The 26,320-nt window shown below is 57.6% G+C and carries 23 protein-coding genes; 10 read left to right on the plus strand and 13 right to left on the minus strand.

All coding sequences use genetic code 11. From position 1 onward, the window contains the following. Positions 1–3: 3 nt before the first annotated feature. The 4 genes from AC1QQ2_RS11535 (at position 4) to AC1QQ2_RS11550 (ending at position 6,129) form a co-directional block, all read left to right on the plus strand. A complete protein-coding gene (locus AC1QQ2_RS11535) occupies positions 4–1,776 on the plus strand; it encodes an acyl-CoA dehydrogenase C-terminal domain-containing protein (protein WP_479713240.1) in 1,773 nt (590 codons plus the stop codon). A gap of 286 nt (positions 1,777–2,062) precedes the next feature. Then, positions 2,063–2,695 (plus strand): glutathione S-transferase family protein, encoded by a 633-nt coding sequence (locus AC1QQ2_RS11540; protein ID WP_479713241.1) that lies wholly within the window; start codon positions 2,063–2,065, stop codon positions 2,693–2,695. Between the two features lie 10 nt (positions 2,696–2,705). Then, a complete protein-coding gene (locus tag AC1QQ2_RS11545; protein ID WP_249946491.1) occupies positions 2,706–3,917 on the plus strand; it encodes an acetyl-CoA C-acetyltransferase in 1,212 nt (403 codons plus the stop codon). Between the two features lie 13 nt (positions 3,918–3,930). Beyond that, a complete protein-coding gene (locus AC1QQ2_RS11550) occupies positions 3,931–6,129 on the plus strand; it encodes a 3-hydroxyacyl-CoA dehydrogenase NAD-binding domain-containing protein (protein ID WP_479713242.1) in 2,199 nt (732 codons plus the stop codon). A gap of 54 nt (positions 6,130–6,183) precedes the next feature. On the opposite strand, the gene AC1QQ2_RS11555 is transcribed toward AC1QQ2_RS11550, so the two are convergent. The 4 genes from AC1QQ2_RS11555 to AC1QQ2_RS11570 form a co-directional block, all read right to left on the minus strand. Beyond that, on the minus strand, positions 6,184–6,939 hold the full coding sequence (locus tag AC1QQ2_RS11555) for a hypothetical protein (protein WP_479713243.1): 756 nt from the start codon (positions 6,937–6,939) through the stop codon (positions 6,184–6,186). A 210-nt stretch (positions 6,940–7,149) separates the two neighbouring features. Next, on the minus strand, positions 7,150–7,809 hold the full coding sequence (locus tag AC1QQ2_RS11560) for a Hint domain-containing protein (RefSeq protein WP_479713244.1): 660 nt from the start codon (positions 7,807–7,809) through the stop codon (positions 7,150–7,152). 161 nt (positions 7,810–7,970) lie between these two features. Continuing rightward, positions 7,971–8,621: a sulfotransferase family 2 domain-containing protein gene (locus AC1QQ2_RS11565; RefSeq protein WP_479713245.1), complete on the minus strand. Its 651-nt coding sequence runs from the start codon at positions 8,619–8,621 to the stop codon at positions 7,971–7,973. Further along, positions 8,618–9,571 carry a DMT family transporter gene (locus tag AC1QQ2_RS11570; RefSeq protein WP_479713246.1) on the minus strand — a complete coding sequence of 318 codons (954 nt, stop codon included), beginning with the start codon at positions 9,569–9,571 and terminating at the stop codon, positions 8,618–8,620. Before AC1QQ2_RS11570 ends, AC1QQ2_RS11565 begins: the two co-directional genes overlap by 4 nt. 152 nt (positions 9,572–9,723) lie before the next feature. On the opposite strand from AC1QQ2_RS11570, the gene AC1QQ2_RS11575 reads away from it, so the two are divergent. Then, positions 9,724–10,743, plus strand: a complete 1,020-nt coding sequence (locus AC1QQ2_RS11575) for a hypothetical protein (protein WP_479713247.1) — start codon at positions 9,724–9,726, stop codon at positions 10,741–10,743. A gap of 10 nt (positions 10,744–10,753) precedes the next feature. On the opposite strand, the gene AC1QQ2_RS11580 is transcribed toward AC1QQ2_RS11575, so the two are convergent. The 6 genes from AC1QQ2_RS11580 to AC1QQ2_RS11605 form a co-directional block, all read right to left on the minus strand. Then, entirely contained in the window at positions 10,754–11,890 is a 1,137-nt protein-coding gene (locus AC1QQ2_RS11580; protein ID WP_479713248.1) for a hypothetical protein, read from the minus strand. 87 nt (positions 11,891–11,977) lie between these two features. Beyond that, positions 11,978–12,610 (minus strand): uracil phosphoribosyltransferase, encoded by a 633-nt coding sequence (upp, locus tag AC1QQ2_RS11585; protein ID WP_067549546.1) that lies wholly within the window; start codon positions 12,608–12,610, stop codon positions 11,978–11,980. Then, complete coding sequence (locus tag AC1QQ2_RS11590) at positions 12,607–13,596, minus strand: adenosine deaminase (RefSeq protein ID WP_479713249.1); 990 nt, start codon at positions 13,594–13,596, stop codon at positions 12,607–12,609. The genes upp and AC1QQ2_RS11590 overlap by 4 nt, the downstream gene beginning before the upstream one ends. Then, complete coding sequence (locus AC1QQ2_RS11595) at positions 13,593–14,783, minus strand: phosphopentomutase (RefSeq protein ID WP_479713250.1); 1,191 nt, start codon at positions 14,781–14,783, stop codon at positions 13,593–13,595. Before AC1QQ2_RS11595 ends, AC1QQ2_RS11590 begins: the two co-directional genes overlap by 4 nt. Next, positions 14,780–16,084: a thymidine phosphorylase gene (locus AC1QQ2_RS11600; RefSeq protein WP_479713251.1), complete on the minus strand. Its 1,305-nt coding sequence runs from the start codon at positions 16,082–16,084 to the stop codon at positions 14,780–14,782. The genes AC1QQ2_RS11595 and AC1QQ2_RS11600 overlap by 4 nt, the downstream gene beginning before the upstream one ends. Before the next feature lies 1 nt (position 16,085). Next, positions 16,086–16,478: a cytidine deaminase gene (locus AC1QQ2_RS11605; RefSeq protein ID WP_105235506.1), complete on the minus strand. Its 393-nt coding sequence runs from the start codon at positions 16,476–16,478 to the stop codon at positions 16,086–16,088. A 178-nt stretch (positions 16,479–16,656) separates the two neighbouring features. On the opposite strand from AC1QQ2_RS11605, the gene AC1QQ2_RS11610 reads away from it, so the two are divergent. Together AC1QQ2_RS11610 and prpE are read left to right on the plus strand one after the other, a co-directional pair. Beyond that, positions 16,657–18,936: an NADP-dependent malic enzyme gene (locus AC1QQ2_RS11610; RefSeq protein WP_479713252.1), complete on the plus strand. Its 2,280-nt coding sequence runs from the start codon at positions 16,657–16,659 to the stop codon at positions 18,934–18,936. Between the two features lie 267 nt (positions 18,937–19,203). After that, on the plus strand, positions 19,204–21,096 hold the full coding sequence (prpE, locus tag AC1QQ2_RS11615; RefSeq protein ID WP_479713253.1) for a propionate-CoA ligase PrpE: 1,893 nt from the start codon (positions 19,204–19,206) through the stop codon (positions 21,094–21,096). 57 nt (positions 21,097–21,153) lie between these two features. Here the strand turns inward: prpE and AC1QQ2_RS11620 are convergent, their stop codons facing one another. Further along, positions 21,154–21,912, minus strand: coding sequence for an NAD kinase (locus tag AC1QQ2_RS11620; RefSeq protein ID WP_105235509.1), 759 nt, complete (start codon positions 21,910–21,912; stop codon positions 21,154–21,156). Positions 21,913–22,122: 210 nt separating this feature from the next. Here AC1QQ2_RS11620 and glyA point away from each other — a divergent pair, with 210 nt between their 5' ends. Together glyA and AC1QQ2_RS11630 are read left to right on the plus strand one after the other, a co-directional pair. Next, entirely contained in the window at positions 22,123–23,412 is a 1,290-nt protein-coding gene (gene glyA / locus AC1QQ2_RS11625; RefSeq protein ID WP_105235510.1) for a serine hydroxymethyltransferase, read from the plus strand. A gap of 100 nt (positions 23,413–23,512) precedes the next feature. After that, positions 23,513–24,265 (plus strand): alpha/beta fold hydrolase, encoded by a 753-nt coding sequence (locus AC1QQ2_RS11630; protein WP_479713257.1) that lies wholly within the window; start codon positions 23,513–23,515, stop codon positions 24,263–24,265. Positions 24,266–24,375: 110 nt separating this feature from the next. Here AC1QQ2_RS11630 and AC1QQ2_RS11635 read toward each other — a convergent pair whose 3' ends face one another. Beyond that, entirely contained in the window at positions 24,376–24,558 is a 183-nt protein-coding gene (locus tag AC1QQ2_RS11635) for a CTP synthetase (protein ID WP_479713254.1), read from the minus strand. 289 nt (positions 24,559–24,847) lie between these two features. Between AC1QQ2_RS11635 and AC1QQ2_RS11640 the strand changes: the two genes are divergently transcribed. Next, a complete protein-coding gene (locus AC1QQ2_RS11640; RefSeq protein ID WP_249946505.1) occupies positions 24,848–25,153 on the plus strand; it encodes a hypothetical protein in 306 nt (101 codons plus the stop codon). Between the two features lie 205 nt (positions 25,154–25,358). Here AC1QQ2_RS11640 and AC1QQ2_RS11645 read toward each other — a convergent pair whose 3' ends face one another. Next, on the minus strand, positions 25,359–26,141 hold the full coding sequence (locus AC1QQ2_RS11645; protein WP_479713255.1) for a DUF3800 domain-containing protein: 783 nt from the start codon (positions 26,139–26,141) through the stop codon (positions 25,359–25,361). Positions 26,142–26,320: the final 179 nt, after the last annotated feature.

Raw genomic sequence — 26,320 nt, forward strand, 5'->3', positions numbered from 1 at the left:
ACAATGCCCAGCTACACCGCCCCCATCAAAGATATCCAATTCGTGCTGCACGACCTGTTGAAGGTTTCGGAACAAGATATCGCCGGATACGACGAGCTGGACCGCGATTTCACTTCTGCCGTGCTCGAAGAAGCTGGCAAAATCGCGTCGGAAGTTTTGGCCCCGCTGAATGCGGTTGGCGACACCGAAGGCTGCACCTATGAAAACGGTGTCGTCCGCACGCCGACTGGGTTCAAAGCGGCCTTTGACCAAATGAAAGAAGGCGGTTGGACCGCGCTCGACTGTGACCCCGAATACGGCGGTCAGGGTCTGCCCTATGTGTTCAACACCGCCGTGATGGAACCCTTCGTGTCGGCCAACATGGCCTTTAACATGTATCAGGGCCTCACCCACGGCGCATACTCCGCCATCCACGCCCACGCCTCGGACGACCTAAAGGCGAAATTCCTGCCCAAGATGGTCACCTGTGACTGGACTGGCACGATGAACCTGACCGAACCACATTGCGGCACCGATCTGGGCCTCATGCGGACCAAGGCAGAGCCGCAGGACGACGGCAGCTACAAAATCACTGGCCAAAAGATCTTTATCTCGGCAGGCGACCACGATCTGTCCGAGAACGTCATCCACCTCGTTCTGGCAAAAATCGTGGGCGGTCCCGAAGGCATCAAAGGCGTCTCGCTCTTCATCGTGCCGAAAATCATGGTGAACGATGACGGTTCACTCGGCGACCGCAACGCGGTTTCGGTCGGTAAGATCGAAGAGAAAATGGGCATCCACGGCAACGCGACCTGCGTGATGAACTACGACGGTGCGACGGGCTATCTGGTGGGCGAGGCGCACAAAGGCATGCGCGCCATGTTCACCATGATGAACGAGGCCCGTTTGGGTGTTGGCCTTCAGGGTTACGCCCAGTCCGAGGCGGCCTACCAAAACGCCGTCGCCTATGCCAAAGACCGCCTGCAGGGCCGCGCGGTCACGGGCGCTGAAAATCCCAACGGTCCAGCCGACCCGCTGATCGTGCACCCCGATATCCGCCGCAATCTGATGGACCAAAAGTCCTTTACCGAAGGCGCGCGGGCATTGACCTACTGGGGCGCAAACCTGATCGACCGTGCGCACCGCTCTGGTGATGCAGCAGCCGATGGCCTCGTCTCGCTCCTCACCCCTGTGATCAAGGGCTTCCAGACCGACAAAGGCTTTGAAATGGCCGTGCAGGCCCAACAGGTTTACGGCGGTCATGGCTATATCGAAGAATGGGGCATGTCCCAATTCGCCCGCGATGCGCGGATTGCGATGATCTATGAGGGTGCGAACGGCATCCAAGCGCTCGACCTCGTTGGCCGCAAACTGGCCCAAGACGGCGGCAAACACGTCATGGCCTTCTTTGAGATGGTCAAGGCAGAGTGCAAGTCCCACACCGATGAGCGGATGCAAACCTTTGTCGAGGCCCTGAAAAACGCGTCAAAACAGATGCAAGCGGCGGGCATGTATTTCATGCAGAACGGCATGAAAAACCCGAACAACGCGCTCTCTGGTTCTTACGACTTCATGCACCTCATGGGTCATGTTTGCCTCGGCCTGATGTGGACCCGTATGGCGGCAGCGTCTTACACCGCGCTCGACAACGGCGCCTCTGACACCGCGTTCTACGAAGGCAAAATCGCAACTGGCAAATACTACATGGCACGTCAACTGCCCGCCTGTGCGATGCACCTAGCCCGCATTGAAACGGGTGCAGAGACTGTCATGGATTTGTCAGCAGAGCAGTTCTAGAGTTTGGCATGTTACCGCCCTGCCCCGCGGTCGGAGCCTCCGGCGGGAGTTGTTACGGCAAGGTGAAACGAGAGTTCCACCCTGCCCGCGACATTCTCTCGGAGGACGCGGGACAGGGCTTCACCTTGCAGGGCCCTGGGTTCTCCAACCTGTACCTTGGGGTTTGAATAAGAGGGTGGCGTTAAAAAAGGATAAAGGTGGCCAGTTCACCTTGCTGCAACAACTCTCCGGGGGTCCGGGGGTGGAAAACCCCCGGCGCTCACGGTGAACTGAGGAGGATGAGACAGTGACCAAACAACTCTATTGTTTTGGGGAAAGCGGCCATTCGTACAAAGTGGCGCTAGCCCTGACCTTGGCCGAGGTCAATTGGGACCCGATTTTTGTTGATTTCTTCGCAGGTGGATCGCGCAGCCCAGAGTTCCGCTCCGTGAACGAAATGGGCGAATGCCCCGTTTATGTGGATGACGATCTGGTGCTGACCCAATCGGGCGTGATCTTGGATCACCTCTCAAAAGAGACAGGCAAATTCGGTGGCGCGAACGACCGCGAGGCCTCTGAAATTCTGCGCTGGGTTCTGTGGGACAACCACAAATTCTCGTCCCAAGCGGGGATGCTGCGGTTCCTGATGAATTTCCTACCCGAGGACAAACGCCCGCAAGAGGTCATCGCTTTTGTCAGCGGTCGACTAAAGACGGCTTTCGCAACGCTAGAGGCGCACCTTGAGGGACGCGAGTGGATCGTGGGCGACACGATCACCAATGCTGATCTGTCCTGCTGTGCTTACCTTTATTACCCTGAACCCTTTGGGTTCGAGCGCAAGGATTATCCCAATATCGACCGTTGGCTCGACCGCATTGCGGCCCTGCCCGGTTGGAAACACCCATACGATTTGATGCGCCGCGCATTTCCTGCGGCCTGAGGAGGACTGAATGACCGAAGCCTATATTTACGACGCGATCCGAACGCCGCGGGGCAAGGGCCGCAAAGACGGCAGCCTGCACGAAGTGACCTCGGCCCGTTTGTCGGCAAATGTGTTGAACGCACTGAAATACCGCAATGGCCTTGATGGTCACGCGGTTGAAGACGTGATCTGGGGCAACGTGACCCAAGTTGGCGAACAGGGCGGCTGTTTGGCGCGCACTGCAGTTTTGGCCTCTGACCTTGATCAATCAATACCCGGCCTTGCCATCAACCGGTTCTGCGCCTCGGGCATGGAAGCCGTGAACCTCGCCGCAAACCAGATCAAGGGCGGCGCGGGTATGGCCTATATCGCGGGCGGCGTTGAAATGATGGGCCGCGTTGCGATGGGCAGTGACGGTGCCGCAATTGCGGTTGATCCGTCGATCGCGATGGACACCTATTTCGTCCCCCAAGGCATTTCGGCAGACATCATTGCCACCGAATACGGGTTTAGCCGTGAGGACGCAGACGCGCTCGCCGTTGAATCCCAGCGCCGCGCAAAAGCCGCATGGGACGATAACCGCTTTGCCAAATCCGTGGTGCCTGTGATTGACCAAAACGGTCTCACCATCCTCGACCACGACGAATACATGCGCCCTGGCACGACCGCAGAGATGCTCGGCGCGCTGAAGGCGTCGTTCAAGGACATGGGCGAGGTGATGCCGGGCTTTGATAAAGTGGCCCTGATGAAATACCCGCATCTTGAGCGGATCAACCACATCCACCATGCAGGGAACTCATCAGGCATCGTGGACGGCTCGGCCGGCGTTCTGATCGGCAACAAAGAGTTCGGCGAAAAATACGACCTCAAACCGCGTGCCCGCATCCGCGCCACCGCGAAAATCGGCACCGATCCGACGATCATGCTGACAGGTCCTGTTCCTGTGACCGAAAAGATCCTCGCTGACAGCGGCATGTCGATCTCTGACATTGATCTGTTTGAAGTGAACGAAGCCTTCGCGTCGGTCGTTCTGCGCTTTATGCAGGCGTTCAACGTTGATCCGTCGGTCGTAAACGTCAACGGCGGTTCGATTGCGATGGGTCACCCATTGGGCGCGACAGGCGCGATCATCATCGGCACCTTGCTCGATGAACTTGAACGCACGGGCAAGGGCACTGGCCTCGCCACTCTGTGCATCGCATCCGGCATGGGTGCAGCAACCATCATCGAACGCGTCTGAGGGAGGTAAGACCATGACCGATTTCACCATGACCACAGACGCCGATGGCGTTGCCGTAATCACGTGGGACGTTCCCAACAAATCCATGAACGTGCTGAGCCTCGAAGGACTGGCGCATCTCTCTGATCTTATCGATCAGGCCCATGCCGACGAAGCCGTCAAAGGCATCGTAATCACCTCTGGCAAAGACACCTTTGCGGGCGGCATGGACCTCAACGTCATCGCCAAGATGAAAGAGAGCGCGGGCGACGATCCCGCAAAAGGCCTCTTTGAAGGCACCATGCAGATGCACGCGATCCTGCGCAAAATCGAACTCGCAGGGATGGATCCGAAAACCCAAAAGGGTGGCAAACCGACAGCAGCAGCTCTCCCTGGCACCGCTCTTGGCATTGGCCTCGAACTGCCACTGTCCACCCACCGTATTTTCGCGGCGGACAATCCAAAGGCCAAAATCGGCCTGCCTGAAATCCTCGTCGGTATTTTCCCAGGCGCTGGCGGCACCACACGCCTGTCGCGCAAGCTCGGCGCGATGGCAGCATCGCCGTTGTTGCTTGAAGGTAAACTGAACGACCCCAAGAAAGCCAAAGCCGCGGGCGTCATCGACGAAGTGGTGCAAGCCGATGACCTCTTGTCCGCAGCCAAGGCATGGGTGCTAGAAGCCAAAGACGCTGATCTGGTGAAACCGTGGGATCAAAAGGGATTCAAGATTCCGGGCGGCACGCCCTACCACCCCGCAGGCTTCATGACCTACGTCGGCGCCTCTGCGATGGTGAATGGCAAGACCCAAGGCGTCTACCCTGCCGCCAAAGCCATGCTCTCTGCCGTCTATGAAGGCGCAATGGTGCCGTTTGATACGGCCCTCAAAATCGAAGCCCGTTGGTTCACCAACGTTCTGATGAACCCGTCGTCTGGCGCGATGATCCGCAGCCTCTTTATCAACAAAGAAGCACTGGAAAAGGGCGCGAACCGTCCGAAGGTCGAGGACCAGAAGGTCAAAAAACTCGGCGTGATCGGCGCGGGCATGATGGGCGCGGGTATCACGCTCGTCTCTGCGCAGGCAGGCATGGAGGTCGTACTCATTGACGCGACCCAAGAGGCCGCAGACCGTGGCAAAGCCTACACCGAAAAATACATGGACGCGGGCATCGCCAAACGCAAAGCCACGCCAGAGAAGAAAGAACAGGTTCTGTCGCTGATCACCGCGACCACCGACTATGCGGCGCTTGCTGGCTGTGACCTGATTATTGAGGCCGTGTTCGAAGACCCAACCGTGAAGGCTGACGTGACGGCCAAGGTTGAGGCCGCCGTGGGCGAGGATTGCATCTTTGCCTCCAACACCTCGACCCTGCCAATCTCGATGCTGGCAAAAGCGTCCAAGCGTCCAGAGCAGTTCATCGGCATCCACTTCTTCTCGCCCGTCGAGAAAATGATGCTCGTTGAGATCATCAAGGGCAAAGCAACAGGCGAACGCGCCGTGGCTAAGGCTCTCGATTACGTGCGCCAGATCCGCAAGACCCCGATCGTGGTCAATGACGCCCGGTTCTTCTACGCGAACCGCTGCATCATCCCCTACATCAACGAAGGCATCCGCATGGTTGCCGAAGGGGTTGAACCTGCACTGATCGAAAACGCCGCGAAACTGGTCGGTATGCCGCTCGGCCCGCTGCAGTTGGTGGATGAAACCTCCATCGACCTCGGCGTCAAAATCGCCAAAGCGACCAAAGCCGCGATGGGCGACGCCTACCCCGATGGCGCTGTGGACGAGGTTCTGTTCTGGATGGCCGACGAAGGGCGTCTGGGTCGCAAAACCGCGGCTGGTTTCTATGCCTACGACGAAAAAGGCAAACGTCAGGGCCTCTGGACGGGCCTCGCCGCGAAATACCCTGTGGCCGACGAACAGCCTGATCTGCACACGGTTCAGCACCGCCTGCTCTTTGCTCAGGTCCTAGAAGCGGTCCGCGCGCTCGAAGAAGGCGTTCTCGAAGACATCCGCGAAGGTGACGTGGGCGCGATCCTCGGCTGGGGCTTTGCTCCGTGGTCTGGCGGTCCGTTCAGCTGGCTCGACATCATCGGCACGCCTTATGCGGCAGAGGTCTGTGATCAACTGACCGAAACCTACGGCGACCGCTTTGCCTGCCCCGCGTTGCTGCGTGAAATGGCGGATAAGGGCCAAGAGTTCTACAACCGCTTCGCCGCAGAGCAAGCAGCCTAAAACAACAAAGGGCGGGGAAATTCCCCGCCCTTTCTCTATCTGAAAACTTGCTGCTTACGCGTAAGCGAAGGTCAGCGCGGGAACGTCCGCCATGGTCAGACCTTTGAGGTAGACCATCGAATAAATCTCGCCGCTCCAATCGTCGGTCACAGTGACCATCAGACCGTCGTCGTCCTCTTTGAAGCCAAGGAAGTCGTCGATGTTGTCTTCGGTGATGTGGGTCAGACCCAGATCAAAGACGAGAACGTCTTCTTCGGGATCAAAGTCCTCAATCGTGGCCTCAGTCGCGATGTCGCCCATCACAACCTCATCCGCACCCGCGCCCAAGGTCAGACTCTCAACGACCGAACCATAGCCGAGCGTAACGCTGTCGTCACCCGCGCCGAGGTCAAGCTCATCCACGTGCGACCCGAAATCACCCTTCAGCTCAACAGTGTCGTCGTCAGCGCCCGCATCAACGGTGTTAGTGCTGTCCAGACCGTCCTGCTCTGCCGCGCCATCTAGGGTGATGTCGTCGTTGCCGTTGCCGCCGCTGATGTCAAAGCTGTAGACCACGTCTTCGTTGGTGTAGTCGTCTTCTTCGTCGTTGGTTTCAGCAACGATGGTATCGTCACCTTCGCCGCCATCAGCAGTGCCCTCATTGGTCAGTGTGATCAGATCGTCAAAGAAGCTGGAAAGATCAGTAGTCGCCGCGAGGTCGTCAGATTGCTCGTCAGCCGGCGCACTATCACCGTCTGTCTGCCCCATTAGCTCAGGGATCACGAGACCACTTGCGGCCGCAGCACCCAACAGTAGAAACAGGAAACCCATTCGAAACTCCAGCGAAACGAAATAGCACTATCTGCTGATCGCGTGGATACATCATATTTATCGAAGGTTTAAGATAGACTATCCTTTTGAATGCAAATCTCGGTGAATTTGTCAGTATTTTGACGAAATACACTCTATAGGTGCGCGAATTTTCAGAGTAGCGCACGTTATGAGTGAATACCAGCTGTGTCAGCGCCCTACAGCTTCGACTCAGGCCGCCAGTTGGGCGCACGTCGGAGCGACCGAACCATAGGTTTCGCTTTCGAGTTCGAGGAAGCTGACCAACAGATCGGCTTGCTCTTGCGACAGCACCGAATAGGACGGCTCATCCTTGTCAAAGAGATCCGACAGGATGTCAGTCGCCTTGGGGCAGTAGAACAATGCACCTGTGTTCGCGAAAACGATCTCGTCGCCAGCAAAGTGCAGGGTAACGATTTCGATGCGGTCGGCAGGGCGTGACGGTGTGATGCCACGGAAGCCTTCAAGTGACGCTACAGGGATCAACGCAAAGGGATCACCGAACACGTCCTCAGCGGTATCGCTTTCGATGAGAACAGCCTGACGGGCGGGGATACGCATCTCTTCGCGGTTGCCCAGTGCGCCAGCGGGAACCAACATCGGCCAGTCCTCAATGGCCGCTGCGGTTTCACCAGCAAAGATCACCTGACGGCGCACAGCCACAACAGTCTGCAAACCACCATCGAAAGTCAGCACTTGATCGCCTTCGCAGATCGCCTCAACCCGACGCCAGCCCATCGCGGTCGCGACGCGGGTACCAGCCAGCATCCCGTGATCTACATCGGAAAGGGTCGCATCATGGCCGAGAGCGGCATGGGCGTTTGTCCAGCTTTTGTCGTTCCAAGCATACATCGGCGTCTTCCTTAACCGTCGGGGCACGTTCTGCGTTCCCGTTAAAGAAGAATTCACCTATTCCCGCGTCAGAGTTTGGGACGGATCGTGGTTTAATTGGGGCATTGTTCGGAGATATGCGGCAAAACCCAGACCAAGCCCCCAGATTTCACCACAATCTCTCAACAATCGAACCGATATCCAAAGCGTTCGATGTCCGCAGCGCAGAGTGATTCCACGACCGCTTTGGTTGATTCTTCGTAATATCCGCGCCAGTCTTTTTCGCGCGTTGACGTGTTCACCACGGGAATTTCTGGCACAAATTCAAGGTGATCAGACAAACCCGCCAAATCCTCACCCAAATGTTCGATCCGGATGTAGGCGTTGCAATGCTCAACCCCAGCGGTATCCCTCATGTAGCTGTCATAGGGCGATGATTTCAGGCTCGCGTGAGTATGCGGATGGGCCATGAACCCCGTGAAATCCGTGGTCTTTGCCAGTGTCACAGCGGGATGGTCGAACGTTTGAGCCTGCAACCAGTGGTAATAACTCACCATCCGATCCCAAGGGTTCCGCACCAGCGTAAAGGTGAAATATTCCGCCATCTGCTGACGCGTGACCAAGCCTTCGATATCGGCCAGCCGCGAGTGTTTCCACAGCCGCCCCGAGCTCTCTACCCCGCGCAACCGACGCCGCCGTTTGATCGCCTTGGGCGTATCCCCAATCAACACATCATCCGCCATCGCCCGCGCCTCGAGCGCGAGAGCCAGCGAGGTTCCGCCGGTTTTGGGAATATGGACAAAGATATAACGACGACCGTGCGAGATTATCATTCCACGATGTTATCGGTTCTTGCCATCGGGGGCGAGTCTGTACGGATCGCAATGATGATCCCAGAGGCCGCAATCATCAGCAAACCGACGATCATCAGCGGCGTCGGGAATTCGCCCCAAAGAACCGCTGCCCAGATCGTCGCGAAAACCAGCAACGTGTTTTCAAACACCGACACGAATGTGGCGTCAGCGGCTTGATACGCGCGAATGGTCAGCCCCACGCCCAAGAGCGATCCAAAGCCGTGCAAGACGATCAGGCCAAGGAACACGCCAACAGGGGCAACCCATCCACGGGTCACATAACCCGCAGGGCCACCCACATCAGGCACCGCCATCCACGTCACAATCATGAGCCCAACAGCGCCCCAGATCGTGATCATCACCGTGTAGCCCGTCAAAAGCGACAGCGTCGTTTCGCCCTCGCACCAACGGCGCGTCGCCATATTCCCCATGGCATAGGCCGCCCCCGCAAGGATCGGCAGCAGACTGACCAATGACAGCTCCCCTGCCCCGCCGCCCAAGGCCAACACAGCACCGGTAAAACCGATCACCACTGCAAAAATGCGCCGTGGCCCGACCTTTTCGCCAAAGAACACCACCGAAATCAGGATCACCCAGATCGGAGAGGTAAAGAGCCCCGCAACGGCTTGGGCGATGGGCATGATGCCGAGGCAAGCAAAGTAAAGAACCAGCGCCCCCGATGACACCACAGAGCGCGCATAGACATTTCGCCGCCGCTTGGGTTTGAGGCTATAGCCCGTCACCAACGAAATCGCGCCCAGTCCTGCCAATGCGACCACACCGCGCAACAATTGGAACTGCCACAACCCTGCCTCTTCGGCGACCAAACGTACGAAGTTATCGATCAAACCGAACCACGCCATAGCGGACATGATCAGGAACGCGGCCAATCCAGCGCGGTTATGCGACGAGGCAGAGAGTGCAGTCATAAATTTCCCTCAAACTGTTGCTAGGGTTATGCAAAACCTAAAACGACCTGACTTGTCCCTTAGCGACATATTTGATCAAATTTTGTCCGATTGTCCGCCCTATCCAATATCGCTGGGACAGGTTAAAGTGACGCAAAATAGAATAAGAGCAGATGACAGCACTTAAACAGTATACTCGGTTAGAAAGTTTGGGCCTTTGGCGGGCCGACGGACAGGCACAGCGCCGCGAGGTGGCTGTGTGCTTTGGCGATGCCACATTGATCATCCGCGACACGGCCAATCGGCCTCTGACCCACTGGTCCCTCCCCGCGATTGAACGCCTGAACCCTAACGAAGTGCCTGCTCTCTTTGCACCCGATGACAGCGGTGATGAAACGCTGGAAATCGACGACGAACTGATGATCGAAGCGATTGAAAAGGTGCGCAAAGCGCTCTCCAAACGCCGTCCGAAACCGGGGCGTCTGCGCGGTGCGGGACTGTCGTTCTCTATCGCTGCGGTGCTGGCCTTGGGCGTTCTGTGGCTGCCCTCCGCGCTACGCACCCATACGCTCTCTGCGGTATCCCAAGCCAGCCGAGCCTCGATTGGCGCGACGCTCTTGGGGCATGTGCAGCGACTGACGGGATCCGTCTGCCGCAGCCCTCGTGGTATCCAAGCCCTCGAACGGCTTAAAGATCGCGCCTTGGGCGCTGACAGTGATGTGCGTGTGCTCATCGTCCCCGAAGGCATCGCAACCACCCTCGCCCTGCCTGGCGGGATCATCCTGATGAACCGCGCCCTCGTCGAAGATTACGAGGACCCAGGCGTCCCCACAGGGTTCCTGATCGCCGCCGAATTGGCGCGTCAGTCCGACGACCCATTGGGCCATTTGATGAAAACCTCGGGTATTCAGGCGACTTTCCAACTGCTGACCACGGGCGACATGAGCAGCGCGACCCTGCGCGACTATGCCGAAATCGCCGTGACCGACAAAGCGCCACCCATCTCGACCGATAGCCTGATCAAGGCCTTCGCTGACTCAGAGGTTTCAACGAAACCCTTCGCTTTTGCCTTGGATATCACGGGGGAACGCACGCTCGACCTGATCGAGGCCGATCCGGTGGACCCGTCTCAAGCGCCACTCATTTTGTCAGATGGTGATTGGGTCGCGTTGCAAGGGATCTGCGGAAACTAAGCCCAGCGGCTTAGTAGCCAGTCAAACCGCGCTGCGGGTTCAAACGACCGTCCGTCCACGCGCCGATATATCCTTCGGGTGGCGAGTAAGGTCCAACGCTGCTCACGCCCACTGGGTTCGATGCGGGCACAACAGGCCCGAACAACCCGCTCCCCGTCACAATCGAAGTCGCACGTGTCGCGTCCACACCCACAGCGCCCGTCACATAACGGCTGGCCGATGGGGACTGTTGTTGCGGGGTGCAGCGGACACCAGCGCCCCCTGCATATTGAGCGCTTACGCTGTCAAAATTGCAGCCGCTCGACCGCACAGCGGGGGCAGGCACGGTCACGGTCGGGACCGAGACAACAGGCGCAGCCATGGCAGGCTGGCGCGGCACATAGGTCGTCGTCGATACGCCGCTTGGAGCGGTGGTGTTGATCGCAACAGGATTGCTCGCTGGAACGCGGTTGCTGTAGCGCGAAATGGTTTGGGTCTGCGGACCACAGCGGACAGCCATGCCCGCGCCGCCCGTCAAATACGCCTGACCAATCGACGGACAGGCCGAGCCCCCCACCGACGGCACCATTGTCGGCGCAACAGTGGCAACCGCGACAGGACGCGCTGGACCGCAGTTGATCGGTTGACCATTTGCGGCATTCACATAGCCCGCCAAAATCCCACTCTGCCCCTGACAAATCTCAGCCAAGGTCACACGACGCGGCTCTGGCCGTGTCACTTGCGGCGTTGCAACAACGGGCGCAGGTGCAGGCGCGACGACACGCGGGGACACGCCAATCGACGCAACAGTCTGGATCGGATCACGGGTCGCAGCAGGCGCCACAACAGCAGGCGCCGCAGCCGCAACAGTGGTCGTCGGTTCGCTCACACCAATGATCGGCACATCCGCAGGCAGCGGCGACGCAACGCGGCCCCCAATCGACGGTTCAAACCCGCACAATTGCTTGCGATCACGGTTTACACGCGGCACCCAATTCAACGACCCCGCAAGGCCCGCACGAATGAACACGCAGCCCTTGCTGTCAACGTATTGGTTACCCGTAAAGGACGCGGGTGGGATTTCCGCAGGAAGTGTATCGGCCAGTACGCCTTGCGATTGAACGGCAAGACCAACAACGACAGCTGCAATAAAACGAAAATCCGACATGAATGTCCCCATTAATTAGCGGTGACAATGCCGCAGATCGGTGAATCTGTAAAGAGTGTGCACCCGCTAAACGCTAGTTTGCGCCCATTATTTTGTGCCAAACATACGGTCACCCGCATCCCCTAGACCCGGAACAATATATCCATGGTCATTCAGACGCTCGTCTACCGATGCTGTCACGATCGGAACGTCAGGATGCGCTTCTTTCATCCGCTCAACCCCTTCGGGTGCCGCGAGCAAGCAGAGGAACCGAATATCCTTAGCGCCCGCCTGTTTGATCAGGTCAATCGCCGCCGCCGAAGAGTTCCCCGTCGCCAACATCGGATCAACGACAATCACCGTGCGATCCTCTAGCTGGGTTGGCACTTTGAAGTAATACTGCACAGGCTGCAGCGTTTCCTCATCGCGATAGAGCCCGACAAAGCCAACACGCGCGGCGGGGATCAGCTCTAGAATACCGTCCAGCAACCCGTTTCCTGCCCGCAGGATCGATACCAGCGCGAGCTTCTTACCCTCGATCTGCGGGGCCTCCATGCTGCACATCGGTGTTTCAATCGTCCGCGTGGTCATCGGCAACCCGCGCGTCACCTCATAGGCCAGCAGCAGGGAAATCTCGCGCAGCAACTGACGGAACTGCGCTGTGGACGTGCGGGACTCGCGCATCAAGGTCAGTTTGTGTTGAACCAGCGGGTGATCCACAACAGTCAGATGGTCGGTCATTGGGCAGTCTCCAATCGTTTGATGATGATGTCGCGGGTGGCTGCATCGCAGAACGCAGCCTCAATCGCGGTCTTGTTCAATTCGTCAAAGTCCTCGTCACCCCAGCCAAAGGTCTGGGCCAACATGTCGTATTCTTTGGTCATAGTGGTGTGGAAAAATGGCGGGTCATCGGTGGACACGGTGACCTTAACACCCGCATCGCGGAGCGGTTTGATCGGGTGATCCGCCCAATCGCCCGACGCACCGAGGAACACGTTCGACCCTGGACAGACCTCCAGGACGATCCCTGCTTCAGTGATATCATCGACCAATTTGCGGTCCTTCATCGCGTTGATGCCGTGGCCGATGCGTTCGACCTTTAGATCGCGGATGGTGTCAGCCACCATATCTGGCCCGCCCCATTCGCCCGCATGACAGGTCAGACGCAGCCCAGCCTCGCGCCCCATGTCGAACGAATACGCGAAATCACCAGGGCGGTGCATCATCTCTGCCCCACCCATGCCGAGCCCGACGATAAAGTCACCCTTCGTCTCAGCCGCACAGAGCGCCGCCTTTTTCGCCTGTTCAGGTCCGAAATGGCGGATCGGCGTCACGATCCCACGCAGCGTGATGCCCATGTCGCGATCAGCCTTGTCCGCCGCTTCCTCGATCGCGTGCAAATATTCGCGCCACGCGCTCACATCCGCGCCACCGCAGAAATCGGGCGATAGGAACGTCTCGCAATAGACCACACCGTTTTCCGCGCTGCGTTCTAGCACCGCAGAGCAGAGCCGCGCAAAATGCTCTGGCGTTTTCAGGACCGAGGTCGCCGCCTCATAGACCTCAAGGAAATGGTCAAAGTCGCGGTATTTATAGCTGCCGTCCTCGTTGAAAATCTTGGACAAATCAACCTTCTGCTCAAACGCCAATTGGCGAATGAAATCAGGCGGTGCAGCCCCTTCGAAATGGAGGTGAAGCTCGACCTTTGGGGTGGATTTATAGCTCATATCACTGATTTTCCTGTGCCTTGGGCTGGAACGCCCAGATGGGCGGCAATCGTCGCGGCCACGTCGGAGAACCCGATATGCCCCAGCGCGCGCGGCCCGAAACCGTGGATCAAAACGGGCACTCGTTCACGGGTGTGGTCCGTGCCTGTCCATGTCGGATCATTGCCGTGATCGGCGGTGACAACCAGCAGGTCGCCGTCCCGCAGTCGCGGCAAAATCTCATTTAGTTTAACGCTAAACCATTCAAGGTGTGCCGCATACCCTGCCACATCCCGACGATGCCCATATTCGCTGTCGAACTCGACGAAATTGGCAAAGGTCAGCGATCCATCGACCGCCTCATCGACCAGATCGGACAGATGCCCCATCAGCACATCATCGCGGCCCTTTCGAACCTCATTGATGCCCCGCATAGAGAAAATATCTCCAATCTTACCAACGGCATAGACATGCCGTCCAGCGCCCTGCACCCACTCGCAGAGTGTCGACGCAGGCGGTTCAATCGCGAAATCTTTGCGGTTTGCGGTGCGGGTAAAGGCGCCGACCTCACCCACAAAAGGCCGCGCAATCACGCGCCCGATTTTCATCTCGTGCAGCATCGGCGCGATGCCTTTGCAGAGGTCCAACAACCGCTCTAGACCAAATGCCTCTTCATGCGCTGCGATCTGAAACACGCTATCGGCAGAGGTATAACAGATTGGATAGCCCGTCCGCAGATGCTCTGCCCCTAGGCGGGCGATGATCTCTGTCCCAGAGGCGTGGCAGTTGCCCAAAATCCCATCGACGCCCGCGACCTTACAGACCTCGGCAATCACGGCCTCGGGGAACGAATTCTCGTGATCTGTGAAATAGCCCCAGTCCCACGGCACGGGCACCCCCGCCAATTCCCAGTGACCTGACGGCGTATCTTTGCCCTTGGACACCTCGGTCGCTGCAGCCCACGCGCCCACGGGGTCAGCGCCTAGACCTTCGACCTCTAACCCAGAGGCCAGCCGCAACGCCGCGCCCAATCCCAGCGCATCCAAGGTCCCGACCTGCAACGGTTTCCCCGCCGCCGCCATCGCCTGCGCGATATGGCCAACGGTATTCGCGCCCGTATCAGGCCGCCCGTCGTTGAAATAGCTGTCCGCATCGGGCGCGCCACCAATCCCGACAGAGTCGATCACGACCAGAAACGCGCGGCTCATGGGTCGATCCTTTCATGCACCAAGGGGTGATCAGGGTCCGTCCCGCCAATCGTGATCGCCGCCTGAACTTCAGCCACCGCCCGGGCCGCATCGTCGTCTCGCCGCGCATGAACAAAGGCAATCGGATCGCCCTTTTGCACCTCACGGCCCAGCGGGATTGCAGCCGACAGACCGACCGCAGGATCGACCTTATCCGTCTCAACCTGACGTCCGCCGCCCACTCCTACACCGGTGAGCCCCAATGCCTGACCATTCCATCCAGTGACCAGTCCAGCCTCGGGCGCGGGCACAGGAACCACAAACGGCGCATTGGGCAAATGGGTGCGCCAGTCTTTGTCCATGTCAGGCGGTCCGCCCATCTCGAACACCATCTGGGCAAAGCGATCCATCGCGGCACCGCTTTCAATCGCAGCGCGGATTTTCTCTTCGCCCTCACCTTCGGCCCCGCCAGCCAACGCCAAAAGCCGCCCGCCCAGCGCAACCGTCAGGTCAAAGAGTCGAGGCGCCGCGAGCCGATCCCCACCCATCACCTCCAAACACGTCGCAACCTCGAGCGCATTGCCCAATGTCGGCGCGAGCGGTTCGTTCATGTCGGTGATCATCGCGGCCGTCGGGCACCCTGCGCCGTTCGCCGTAGCCACTAACGACCGCGCCAAGGCCCGCGCCTCGTCCGGTGTTTTCATAAACGCACCCGTGCCGACTTTCACGTCGAGGATCAGCCCCTCTAGACCTGCCGCCAATTTCTTGGACAGGATCGACGCGGTGATCAGATCAACACTTTCCACCGCCGCGCATACGTCCCGCACCGCATAGAGCCGTTTATCCGCAGGCGCGATTGACCCAGTGGCACCTACGACTGCACAGCCAACCTTGGCCACGATGCGGCGCAACTCTGCCTCGGAAATCTGAGCCGTCACACCGGGGATGGCTTCCATTTTGTCTAATGTGCCGCCCGTATGTCCCAGCCCCCGACCAGAGATCATCGGAACGAACACACCACAGGCCGCCAGCGCTGGCGCGAGGATCAACGACACGCAATCCCCGACGCCGCCCGTCGAATGTTTGTCCATCACAGGACCATCCATCCGCCATTTCAGCACATCACCAGAATCGCGCATACCGAGCGTCAGAGCGATCCGCCCCTCTTCGCCCAGCCCATTCAACAGCGCCGCCATCGCAAAGGCTCCCGCCTGCGCGTCCGATACCGCGCCAGAGGCAAGCCCATTGGCAAACCACCGCAGCTCTTCGGTCGTGGGCGACTGGCGGTCGCGAACTTTGGCAATGATTGCGCGGGCGTCCATTTTAGGTATTGGCCATATGATCTGCGGTGAACACACCAGGCAGCAGCTGCGCCACGGTCATATCCAGCTGCGCCCCACCCGTCGTATACATCCGCACGATCGTGTCAGGCTGCGCAAATTCTGCGATTTTCTGACGGCATCCGCCACAAGGCGTCACAGGCGTTGGGCTATCGGCGATCACCGCGACCTCAACAATCTTGCGGTCACCCGCCGCACACATGGCCGCAATAGCGCCCGCTTCGGCGCAGGTGCCTTCGGGATAGGCGACGTTTTCAACGTTGACGCCTGTATAGATCGTCCCGCTCGCGGTCTGGACCGCCGCGCCTACCTTAAAATTGGAATAGGGCGCATAGGCATTTTCGCGAACGGCTTTGGCATGATCGAGCAACGACATAGGACCCTCTTTGATCGTTTGGTAAAATGTGCAGCGCCAAGCGGACGGTTGCAAGCGCTATGACTTAAATACCGACTATATCAGCCGATAAGGTTTGCAACGAGAGGTCAATCCCCTGTATGGAGGCATTGGACCAACAGAAAATTTAGTTTAACGTTAAATAAAAAAGAATGACCACATGACCGACAAGAGCAAGGACAACCTGCGTCAGGCAGCGCTGGACTACCACCAGTTCCCGAAACCAGGGAAACTGGAAATCCGCGCAACCAAACCTCTGGCAAACGGACGTGACCTTGCCCGCGCCTACAGCCCCGGCGTGGCCGAAGCCTGCCTCGAGATCAAGGCCGACGCGGACACCGCACGCGCTTATACCTCGCGCGGCAACCTTGTTGGCGTTGTGACGAACGGCACGGCAGTTCTGGGCCTCGGCAATATCGGTGCCTTGGCGTCCAAGCCCGTTATGGAAGGCAAGGCTGTCCTCTTTAAGAAGTTCGCGAACATCGACTGTTTCGACATCGAACTGAACGAACCCGATCCCTACAAACTGGCCGAGATTGTCTGTTCGCTCGAACCGACCTTTGGCGCGATCAACCTCGAAGATATCAAAGCGCCCGACTGCTTTATCGTTGAAAAGATCTGCCGCGAACGCATGAACATTCCTGTGTTCCACGACGACCAGCACGGAACCGCGATTGTTGTGGGTGCTGCCGCCACCAACGCGCTGCACGTCGCAGGCAAGAAATTCGAAGACATTAAGGTCGTATCCACTGGCGGCGGCGCGGCAGGCATTGCCTGCCTCAACATGCTCCTGAAGCTCGGCGTAAAGCGTGAAAACGTATGGCTCTGCGACATCGCGGGTCTGGTCTATCAGGGCCGCACCGAAGAAATGACCCCGCAGAAAGAAGCCTACGCACAGGCCTCTGACCTGCGTACACTGGACGAGGTGATCGAAAGCGCGGACCTCTTCCTCGGCCTGTCTGGTCCGGGTGTTCTGAAACCCGAGATGGTCAAGAAAATGGCGACCCGCCCGATCGTCTTTGCGCTGGCGAACCCGACACCCGAAATCCTGCCCGACCTCGCCCGCGAAGCCTCGCCCGATGCGATCATCGCGACAGGCCGTTCGGACTACCCAAACCAAGTCAACAACGTGCTCTGCTTCCCGTTCATCTTCCGCGGTGCCCTCGACGTGGGCGCAACAGAGATCAACGACGAAATGCAAATCGCTTGCGTTGAAGGCATCGCCGCCCTCGCCCGCGCAACCACCAGCGCCGAAGCCGCTGCCGCGTATCAAGGCGAGAAACTGACATTTGGCGCCGACTACCTGATCCCCAAACCCTTTGACCCGCGCCTCATGGGCGTTGTGGCCTCTGCCGTGGCAAAGGCCGCGATGGAAACGGGCGTTGCGAAAACCCCGCTCGACGATATGGCAGAGTATAAGAAACGCCTCGATGGGTCGGTCTTTAAGTCCGCGCTCCTCATGCGTCCTGTCTTCGAAGCCGCCCGCACCGCGTCGCGCCGCATCGTATTCTCTGAGGGCGAAGACGAACGCGTTCTGCGCGCCGCTCAGGCCGTTCTCGAAGAAACCACAGAGACCCCGATCCTCATCGGTCGTCCCGAGGTCATCGAACGCCGCTGCGAACGCGCTGGCTTGAAAATCCGTCCGCAGGTCGATTTTGAGATCGTGAACCCCGAAAACGATCCGCGCTACTACGACTACTGGACCACCTACCACAGCCTGATGGAACGTCAGGGCGTCACGCCCGATCTGGCAAAGGCCATCATGCGCACCAACACCACCGCGATTGCGGCGATCATGGTGCAACGTGGCGAGGCCGACAGCATGATCTGTGGCACCTTTGGTCAATACCTCTGGCACCTCAACTACGTGACCCAAGTGCTGGGCCGTGACGGACATGAACCGACTGCCGCTTTGTCGATGATGATCCTTGAGGACGGCCCGCTGTTCATCGCAGACACCCACCTGCACCCTGAACCGACCCCCGCGCAGATCGCGAAAACCGTGATCGGTGCGGCACGTCACGCGAAGCGCTTTGGCATCACGCCGAACATCGCGCTGTGTTCGCATTCGCAGTTCGGTAGCCTCGACATTGACTCGGGCCGTCGGATGCGGGCCGCGATGGCGCTTTTGGACGCAGAGACACGTGATTTCTGCTATGAGGGTGAAATGCACATCGACGCCGCCCTTGATCCCGAACTGCGCGAACGCATCTTCCCGCAGAGCCGCATGAAGGGCTCGGCTAACGTGCTGATCTTTGCAAACTCTGACGCGGCCTCTGGCGTGCGCAACATTCTCAAAATGAAAGGTGGCGGCCTTGAGGTCGGTCCAATCCTCATGGGCATGGGCAACCGCGCCCACATCGTCACCCCGTCGATCACTGCACGCGGTCTGCTGAACATGTCGGCAATCGCGGGCACGCCAGTGTCGCACTACGGCTAAATTCGGGTTGTGGCGCTCTTGGCAACAGGGGCGCCACAGCTAGAATCTCTGCAAAGACAGATTTACAAAATCTGACACTAAACTTTGCAAACCTCGCCTATTTTTACCGAAATCCGTATATTTCTGTAAAGTTTGCAAAAGTTTGCAACCCACATCGCCGCTTTTCTGCAAATTTTTTGCGCCAAAGCGTCGCTCTGGACGCTAACATTGTTGCTTGCCTGATCCCCTCTCGCTTAGACCATTACCCAAGCAAGAGGAGGAGCTCTTATGACCTACAAAGACGTATACGACAGCTGGAAATCTGATCCCGAAGGGTTCTGGATGGAACAGGCCAAGGCAATCGACTGGGTCGAGGCTCCGACCAAGGCACTGTTTGATGACAACGCTCCGATTTACGAATGGTTCTCGGACGCGAAAGTGAACACCTGCTACAACGCCGTTGACCGCCACGTAGAGGCAGGTCGCGGCGAACAGGCTGCGATCATCTACGACAGCCCGATCACTCACACCAAACGGTCGATCTCTTACGTCGAACTACGCAATCGCGTGGCATCGCTTGCTGGTGCGCTCCGTGCCAAAGGCATCGAAAAAGGCGACCGCGTCATCATCTACATGCCGATGATCCCCGAAGCGCTTGAGGCGATGCTGGCCTGTGCCCGTATTGGCGCGATCCACTCGGTCGTGTTCGGTGGTTTTGCGGCACACGAACTGGCTGTTCGGATCGACGACGCGAAACCCAAAGCGATCATCGCGGCATCCTGTGGTTTGGAACCAAACCGCGTTGTGCACTACAAACCGCTCCTCGACGGTGCCATCGAACAAGCCACTCACAAGCCTGACTTCTGCGTTATTTTCCAGCGCGAACAAGAAGTCGCCGAACTGATCCCAGGTCGTGACTTTAACTGGCACGGCTTCCAATTCGGTGTTGAGCCTGCGGAATGTGTCCCTGTTGAGGGCAACCACCCCGCCTACATCCTCTACACCTCGGGCACCACAGGTCAGCCGAAAGGCGTCGTTCGTCCGACCGCAGGCCATCTGGTCGCGCTGAACTGGACGATGAAGAACATCTATAACGTCGATCCAGGCGATGTGTTCTGGGCTGCATCGGACGTGGGCTGGGTCGTAGGTCACTCCTACATCACCTACGGTCCGCTGGTGCACGGCAACACCACCATCGTCTTTGAAGGCAAACCCGTCGGCACCCCCGACGCTGGCACCTTCTGGCGCGTGATCGAAGAACACAACGTCCGTTCCTTCTTTACCGCACCGACCGCGTTCCGCGCGATCAAACGCGAAGACCCGAAGGGCGAATTCATTAAGAAATACGACACCTCCTGCCTGCGTGCGCTCTACCTCGCTGGGGAACGCGCTGACCCTGACACCATCGTCTGGGCGCAGAACATTCTGGGCGTTCCAGTGTATGACCACTGGTGGCAGACCGAAACGGGCTGGACCATCGCGGGCAACCCCGCAGGGATCGAAGCGCTCCCTGTTAAGATCGGCTCCCCAACCGTTCCGATGCCGGGTTATGACGTGCAGATCCTCGACGATGCTGGCCACCCTGTCCCAGACGGAGAGCTTGGCGCGATTGCGGTGAAACTCCCGCTGCCTCCGGGCACGCTGCCGACCCTGTGGAACGCCGAAGAACGTTTCCGCAAGTCCTACCTGAACACCTTCCCCGGTTACTATGAAACGGGCGATGCAGGGATGAAGGACGAGGACGGCTACCTCTACATCATGGCCCGCACCGATGACGTGATCAACGTCGCAGGCCACCGCCTGTCCACAGGCGCGATGGAAGAAGTGCTCGCCTCGCATGAGGACGTTGCAGAATGTGCTGTGATCGGCGTGAGCGATGACCTCAAAGGTCAGTTGCCGATGGGCTTCCTCTGCCTCAACTCGGGCTGCAACCGCCCGCACGATGAGATCATCAAAGAGGTCGTCAAACTGGTCCGCGACCAGATCGGCCCAGTGGCTGCGTTCAAACTCGCAACCGTGGTGGACCGCCTGCCGAAAACCCGTTCGGGCAAAATCCTGCGCGCGACGATGGTGAAAATCGCGGACGGCGAAGAGTTCAAGATGCCCGCTACCATCGACGATCCTGCGATCTTGGATGAGATCCGCGCGGCTCTGATCCCGATGGGCTATGCGAAGTCGTAAGCGACCGACAGACCAATAGACAAAGGCGGTAGGATCACCCTACCGCCTTTTCTTATTCTATACGAACTGTTCTTGGATCAGACGTTCCTCTAACCCGTGGCCCGGGTCGAACATGATGCGGTGCACCACATCCGTCGCCGTCTTAATCCGAACGCGTGCAACATCCCGCACCGACCGCCCATCCGCGTCCGCCATCACGGGACGCTTTTTAGGGTCGATCACATCGAACTGAACCTCTGCCGATTTCGGCAACAACGCCCCGCGCCACCGCCGTGGACGGAACGCAGCCACAGCAGTCAATGCCAGCACATCCGCACCAATCGGCAAAATCGGACCGTGGGCAGAATAGTTATAGGCCGTGGATCCCGCAGGCGTCGCAAGCAGCGCACCATCACAGACCAGTTCAGCCATCCGCAGCTTTCCATCGACAGTGATCCGCAAACGCGCCGCCTGAGGCCCCTCACGCAAGAGCGACACCTCGTTAATCGCTAGCGCATGATGCACTTTGCCATCATTGGTCTCTGCCGTCATGGAAAGCGGGTTGAACTGCTCTTCCTCTGCCGCGGCGAGACGGAACAACAGATCGTCCTCGTGATATTCGTTCATCAAAAACCCGACCGTGCCACGGTTCATCCCGTAAACAGGCAGGTCCAGATGTTCGGTCCCGTGCAAGGTCTGCAACATGAACCCATCCCCGCCCAAGGCGACGATGACCTCAGCCTCTTCGACGGGCACCGATTTATAACGCGCCAAAAGACGCTCCAGAGCATTCTGGGCGGTGGGTGCATCACTGGCAACAAAGGCAATTTTCGTCATTGTCCCCTCCGGTCAATGATCAATGGGTAGCAAAGGAACCGTCGCCCTGCACCGCCAAAGTTGCCTATGCGCGAAAATATCCCCGATCATGACCCCCTTTCCCGCCTTTGCTTCGCTTTCATGATGATTATGACGTTTTCGCGACTTTCCCCGCGGCGCTAGAACCCCTAAACAACACTCAATCAAAACTCCTACTCTGAGGACGTGCGTATGACTGCCACCGACGCTGGTTTTTTCACCGAAAGCCTTGAAACCCGTGACCCCGATCTTTTTGCTGCGATCCGCTCTGAATTGGGCCGTCAGCGCCACGAGATCGAACTGATCGCTTCGGAAAACATCGTATCCAAAGCTGTGATGGAAGCCCAAGGCTCTGTCATGACCAACAAATACGCCGAAGGTTATGCTGGTAAGCGTTACTACGGCGGCTGCGAATACGTAGACATCGCTGAAACCCTCGCGATCGAACGCGCAAAACAGCTGTTCAACTGTGAATTCGCAAACGTTCAGCCGAACTCTGGTTCGCAAGCGAACCAAGGCGTGTTCCAAGCCCTCCTCCAGCCGGGTGACACCATCCTCGGCATGTCGCTGGACGCTGGCGGCCACCTGACCCACGGCGCAAAGCCGAACCAGTCGGGCAAATGGTTCAACGCGATCCAATACGGCGTTCGCCAGCAAGACAGCCAGATCGACTACGACCAGATCCAAGCTCTTGCCACCGAACACCAGCCGAAGATGATCATCGCAGGTGGCTCGGCTATCCCGCGCATCATCGACTTCGCTAAAATGCGCGAAATCGCAGACAGCGTTGGCGCATACCTCCTCGTCGACATGGCACACTTTGCGGGTCTCGTGGCTGCTGGCCTCTACCCGTCGCCGTTCCCGCATGCACATGTTGCCACCACCACCACCCACAAGACTCTCCGTGGTCCGCGCGGCGGCATGATCGTCACCAACGACGAAGCCATCGCAAAGAAACTGAACTCGGCGATCTTCCCGGGTATTCAGGGTGGCCCGCTGATGCACGTCATCGCAGGCAAAGCGGTTGCCTTCGGTGAAGCACTGCGCCCCGAATTCAAAGAGTATCAGAAGCAGGTTGTTGCAAACGCTCAGGCGCTCGCTGACCAGCTGATGAAAGGTGGCCTCGACATCGTAACTGGCGGTACCGACAGCCACCTGATGCTCGTTGACCTGCGCCCCAAAGGCGTAAAAGGCAACGAAACCGAAGCCGCTCTGGGTCGCGCAAACATCACCTGCAACAAAAACGGCATCCCGTTTGACCCTGAAAAACCGACCGTAACCTCGGGCGTTCGTCTGGGTTCGCCAGCTGGCACCACCCGCGGCTTCAAAGAAGCAGAGTTCCGTCAGATCGCTGACTGGATCGTTGAGGTTGTTGACGGTCTGGCTGCTAACGGCGCCGACGGCAACGCAGAAGTCGAAGCTAAGGTCAAAGCCGAGGTCGAAGCCCTGTGCGAAAAGTTCCCGCTCTACCCGACCCTCTAAGGTCACCAGAGCTACATGATCAAAGGGGTCGCGATGCATGTCGCGGCCCTTTTTCTTTGCCCTATCGGTCGATATACCTGTGCCAAATTGGGGAAAGATTATGCTGAACACGATCCGTCACGGCGAACCGACCGACAAACCAAACCTCTTGATTGCGCACGGACTTTTCGGGTCAGGCCGCAATTGGGGCGTGATCGCGAAACGTCTTTCAGATGAACGTGAGGTCGTAGCCGTCGATATGCGCAACCACGGCAGCAGCCCTTGGAATGACAGCCACACCTATCCCGAACTGGCCGACGACATCGCGGAAGTCATTGAAAATAAATGGAGTATCCTTGGCCACTCCATGGGTGGCAAGGCGGCGATGATGGTGGCTTTGAATTACCCTGAAAAGGTTAACAGGCTGATTGTGGCAGATATAGCGCCGATTGCTTACAGCCATACGCAGACACAAAATATTGATGCGATGCGGGCTGTGGACCTAGATATTGTGGAAAAGCGGCAAGATGCGGTGGCTCAGCTGGCGCATTTGGACGAAGGGCTGCAAGCGTTTTTCCTGCAATCCCTTGATTTAAAAGAGAAACGTTGGAAGCTCAATCTGGATGCGCTTGAGGCGAATATGCCTGCGATTTTGGGCTTTCCAGACGTCACGGGCAAGCGATTTGAGGGCGAAACGCTGTTCCTGTCGGGCGCAAATTCCACCTATGTCCTGCCAGAATACCGAAACAAAATCAAAGAGTTATTCCCCAACGCGCATTTCGCTAAAATCCCTGGAACGGGGCATTGGCTGCATGCGGAAAAGCCGCGGGAATTTGAAATGGCGGTCAGGACGTTCCTCAACTTAGATTATTGAGGACGAATAGACCGCAGCGACCGATAAAGCGCTGATAATAAAGAGATAAATCGTTGGCATTGGCGTCTCCTTTATAGGTAAACGCCGATGCCACTGATTTCCGTCGAGATTTATGCGTTCTGGATCGCTTTAGCGACCAGCCACGTCACGGGCAGCGCCGCGACAAAGCCCACGCCAGCCGCCATCAGAATGGGGTTCAGCGTGTCGTAACCCATTGTAAGTGCTGCAACAACGAGCGAACCCGCGAGGGTGGTGCCGATCAAAGAATAAAGAATAGATGCAAGGCGGAGCATGGATGCCTCCTGTCAACAAATGCCAATGCATCAAGATTAACTCATATTAACGCCACTCCGCGTTGATCTGCATCAATCCCTACATCTTGTGGCCCCACCCCCTCCGCACGGTGGTGTAACGGGACGTTAGGAGCGTTTTGGTAAACCTAATCGCACCTGTTTGAGGCAAATACAGGACGTATTAACCGTGCACCGTCACGGTCCGTTACTGGGCCAAAACCCCGTAAAGAGTCCGATTTTCCGCAAAACAGGACGTATTTTGAATTCCTCATGGAAGGTTTTGCCCCAAATGCACCTCGACCCGTTGCCTCAGTTCAAAAAAGTGTCGCTCACCACGTTCCGCACCCGCGCCAATGCCTATGTCGAATGGATCGACCGCATGGGCACCCACGTCTGGATCACCAAACATCGCCGCCTCGTAGCAGGAGTGGTGCCGTTCTACCAACTCCGCGCGATGGAGCGGCTGATGGGCAAAGACATCACCGACCACGAACGAGACATCGACGCCAAACGCCGCCGCGTGATGTGGGCGGCCTACGACCACCAGATCGAGATGCTGATGCGCGAGCAGGAGTTGCGGACGCGGAAGAAGTGAGAGGCGGGCAGCGCCCGACCCGAGGGCGGAAAGCGAAGCGCCCGCCCGTGGGGGCGGGTCGGGCGCTGCCCGCTACGCGGGCTTTAGGATAAATTTGACAACTCCAGTGCTATCCTGTAGAAATAAAGCAACCCGATGCTACGGCGGTCGGTAAACAGATGGTACATAATCCACCGGATGGAGCCGCTAGGCTCCATTTTTGTTTTCAAGGCAATAGCTTGTACCCATAACCACGAATTTTCCCGTAGCGAGACCGGTCATACTTATTTTCGTTTAGAATGCTGATGGTTTCCGAAGCAAACGCCCCTAACTCAACTGCATGTCCTTCCATATAACGTACATTCATGTGACTAGGGTGGGCTAAAAGATCGCACAATTGTAAACCAGCGATGTTATCACCCTTGAATCGGAACTTAAGTTTTGAAGCACGAATATGGCTCTGAATGGTTGAAGAATTCACGTAGTGCGTTCCATTCTCGCGAACATACGAAAAAGCTTCTTGCAGCGCAGTGTCTTTCTTACCACGCCGCCCCTCAGGCATAATATCCCCTATATCATTGGCACGTTTGAGAAACTGAGCGTACTTTTCTACCATTACTTCCATCAAATAATGATAAGGGTGCTTGTTTTGCCAATGTGGCTGTCGAGTCATTTCTAGTTTATCAACCAAGATTGTGATGACTTTGTAATCGACGTCGCTGAACAGTTCCCTGACATGATTATCGAACTTTTGGCGCAGATCATTTTCATTTAACCGACCGAATACTCCCCTCCTCCGAACAATATCACTTCGGTGAAGGCAAATTGGTGGATCATCAGGATCAGGGGAAAAACAGTCATTTTGAATTGCGTTGATCTTGGGCTGCAAGACTTGTGTGACGTGCGAAATTTCAACAATGACACCCGTCAAACTAAAGAAACGATGATTATCTTCATCGAGCTTTACCAAATCATCTGTTCCGACTTCATCAAGGTACAAACGGAACATCAAAAGACCCCAGCTCAATCATAGATTGATCTGTGAGTACTATATCGAATTGGAACCGGCAAGTTCGAGATAAAAAAGCCCCGCTTCGGCGGGGCTTTTCGTATCAATCGTCCATTTTCAACGCAGAGATGAAGGCTTCCTGCGGGATTTCGACTTTGCCGAACTGACGCATCTTCTTC

It is taken from the genome of Aestuarium sp. (assembly GCF_023253315.1).
GTDB classification, from domain to species: domain Bacteria; phylum Pseudomonadota; class Alphaproteobacteria; order Rhodobacterales; family Rhodobacteraceae; genus Marivivens; species Marivivens donghaensis.